We start from the raw sequence: 3,039 nt of genomic DNA, 5'->3' as shown, positions 1-3,039 counted from the left end.
GCGGCCGCGCAGCCGCGCGTCGCCGCCGTCGTCCGGCGTCGGGCCGCGGCGCGGGCGGCCGCCGACGCACCACCCGGGACGGCGCAGGTCCCCAACGCGACCCACACGACGCTCCCGCTGACGCTCGGGCTCGCCGTCGGCGTCGGCGCGACCGGGGTCTACGGCGGCTACTTCGGGGCCGCCCAGGGCGTCGTGCTGCTCGCGCTGCTCGGCATCGGCTGGACGACCGACCTGCACCGGGCGAACGGCGCCAAGAACGTGCTCGCGGGGGTGGCGAACCTCGTCTCCGCGACCGTGTTCGTCGTCGGCGGTCTGGTCGACTGGCGCATCGCGGGACTCGTCGCGGTGGGGTCCGCGATCGGCGGGGTCCTCGGAGCCCGCGTCGGGCGGCGTCTTCCGCCGACGCTGCTGCGCGGGCTCATCGTCGTCGTCGCGCTGGCGGCCGCCGTCACGCTGTGGGTGCGCGGCTGACGGAGACCGTCCCGCGGAGCCGGCGGACGGCTCGGACCGGGGCCGCGAGCAGCGACGTGACGGCGGCTCAGACGCCGAGCAGCGCCGGGACCTCGTCCAGGGACCGCACGACGACCACGCCCGCCTCCCGGGCGGCCGCGACGCCGGCGTCGGGCACCTCGGTGCGACGCGGTCCCGGCCGGTCCACCCAGACGCCGAGCAGCCCCGCGGCGACCGCGGCGCGCGCGTCGACGTCGAGCTCGTCCCCGACGTACGCCGTCCGTCCGGGCGCGGTCCCGAGCCGGCGGCACGCCTCGGCGAAGACGCGCGGGTCCGGCTTGCCGAAGCCGAGCGTGTCGACGCCGACCAGCACGGGGACGTCGGCGAGCAGCCCGACGCGCTCGAGCTTGCTCGCCTGGTAGGCGACCGCGGCGTTCGACAGCGCGCCGACGGCGACGCCCGCAGACAGCAGTCGGTCGACGGTCCCGCGCGCGTCGGGGTGCGCCGCCCAGGCCCCCGTGAAGCCCGCCTCGAACACCGCGGCCCAGGCCGCGTACGCGGCGTCGTCGAGCTCCGGGCCGCCGAAGCGGCGGTGCAGCTCGTTGGCGCGCACCATCCGCTGCGCGGCGTAGCCGAGCTCCCCGCGCGTGTACCGCGCGTAGTGGCCGCCGGCGTCGGCGCGCCACGTCGCGAGGAGGTCGGCGTGCTGCTCGGGGCGCACGTGCGGCAGGTAGCGCTCGGCCACGGCGGCCAGCGCGGCGCCGAACGCCGCGCGCGTGTCGACGAGCGTGTCGTCGATGTCGAAGAGGACGCCGTCGACGCGGCGGCCGGCGTCGGGACGCGGCGCCTCGCCCGTCACAGGGTCGAGCGCAGCGCCGCGAGGCGGGCGAGGGTGGACGCGCGGCCGAGGATCTCCATGGACTCGAACAGCGGCGGCGAGACGCGGCGGCCGGACACGGCGACGCGCAGCGGTGTGAACGCGAAGCGCGGCTTGATGCCGAGGCCCTCGACGAGCGCGGCGGTGAGCGCCTCCTGCGTCGCGGCCGTCGTGAAGCCGTCGTCGGGCAGCGCCTCGAGTGCGGCGGTGGCCGCGTCGAGCACCTGGGCGGCGTCGTCGCGCAGCGCGGCGCGCGCGTCGTCCTCGACCTCCAGGGCGGCGTCGTCGACGAACAGGAAGCCCAGCATGCCGACGGCCTCGCCGAGCAGGGTCATGCGCTCCTGCACCAGGGGCGCCGCGACGTCCAGGACCCTGCGCTCGGCGTCGGTGAGCGCGTCGTACGACGCCGCGGAGACCCGCCCCGCCGCGTGGAGGTAGGGCACCACGCGCGCGCGGAAGTCCTCGGGCGCGAGCATCCGCAGGTGCGTGGCGTTGATGGCCTCGGCCTTCTTGAGGTCGAAGCGGGCCGGGTTCGGGTTGACGTCGGCGACGTCGAAGGCCGCGACCATCTCCTCGACCGTGAAGATGTCGTGGTCCGGCGCGATCGACCAGCCCAGCAGCGCGAGGTAGTTGAGCAGGCCCTCGGGCGTGAAGCCCCGCTCGCGGTGCAGGAAGAGGCTGGACTCGGGGTCCCGCTTGGAGAGCTTCTTGTTGCCCTCCCCCATGACGTACGGCAGGTGGCCGTAGACCGGCTCCACCTGCGCGACGCCGATCGCCGTGAGCGCGCGGTACAGCACCACCTGGCGCGGGGTCGAGGACAGCAGGTCCTCGCCGCGCAGGACGTGCGTGATGCCCATGAGCGCGTCGTCGACCGGATTGGTCAGGGTGTAGAGCGGCTGACCGTTGCCGCGCACGATGACGAAGTCGGGTACGGAGCCGGCCTTGAAGGTCAGCTCGCCACGGATGAGGTCGGTGAACGTGACGTCGTCCTCGGGCATCCGGATGCGCAGCACGGCCTCACGGCCCTCCGCGCGGTAGGCCGCCTTCTGCTCCTCGGTGAGGTCGCGGTCGAAGCCGTCGTAGCCGAGCTTGGGGTCGCGCCCGGCCGCGCGGTGGCGGGCCTCGACCTCCTCGGGCGTCGAGAAGGACTCGTAGGCGTAGCCGGCCTCGAGCAGGCGGCGCGCGACGTCGGCGTAGACGTCCATCCGCTGCGACTGGCGGTACGGCTCGTGGGGTCCGCCGACCTCGACGCCCTCGTCCCAGTCCATACCGAGCCAGCGCAGCGCGTCGAGCAGCTGCTGGTAGCTCTCCTCGCTGTCGCGCGCGGCGTCCGTGTCCTCGATCCGGAAGACGAACGTGCCGCCGGTGTGCCGCGCGTACGCCCAGTTGAACAGGGCCGTGCGGATCAGCCCGACGTGCGGCGTGCCGGTCGGCGACGGGCAGAACCGGACGCGGACGTCCGATCCGGAGGCGGTGGAGGACGGGGCGGACGGCATTGCGAGGTTCTCAGGCATGGTGGTGCCAGCCTAGTCGCGCGGGTCGGCCGGCCCCCGCGCCGCAGGTGCGCAGACCGTGTCGGTGGTCGTCCGTAGTGTGCCGGTATGTCCAGTCCCCCGCCCTTCCCGGCCGCGCCACCGGCGCCCGCCGCGGTCGACGCGCGCGCCTGGACGGCGCGGCACCCGCTCGCCGCCGCGCTGATGGCGGCGGCGCCC

3 protein-coding genes are annotated in these 3,039 nt (G+C 75.5%); 1 reads left to right on the top strand and 2 read right to left on the bottom strand.

The features are described 5' to 3' along the window. Positions 1-471 (top strand): sulfite exporter TauE/SafE family protein (locus IDM29_RS16060; RefSeq protein WP_188037781.1); only part of this gene is annotated, 471 nt, incomplete at its 5' end. Positions 472-538: 67 nt separating this feature from the next. Here IDM29_RS16060 and IDM29_RS16055 read toward each other — a convergent pair. Together IDM29_RS16055 and gltX are read right to left on the bottom strand one after the other, a co-directional pair. Beyond that, positions 539-1,309, bottom strand: coding sequence for an HAD family hydrolase (locus tag IDM29_RS16055; protein ID WP_182111560.1), 771 nt, complete (start codon positions 1,307-1,309; stop codon positions 539-541). After that, entirely contained in the window at positions 1,306-2,841 is a 1,536-nt protein-coding gene (gene gltX / locus IDM29_RS16050; RefSeq protein WP_220457949.1) for a glutamate--tRNA ligase, read from the bottom strand. Before gltX ends, IDM29_RS16055 begins: the two co-directional genes overlap by 4 nt. Between the last annotated feature and the right edge of the window lie 198 nt (positions 2,842-3,039).

It is taken from the genome of Actinotalea sp. JY-7885 (genome assembly GCF_014525465.1).
Lineage (GTDB): Bacteria > Actinomycetota > Actinomycetes > Actinomycetales > Cellulomonadaceae > Actinotalea.
This window is presented reverse-complemented; position numbering and strand designations above follow the sequence as displayed.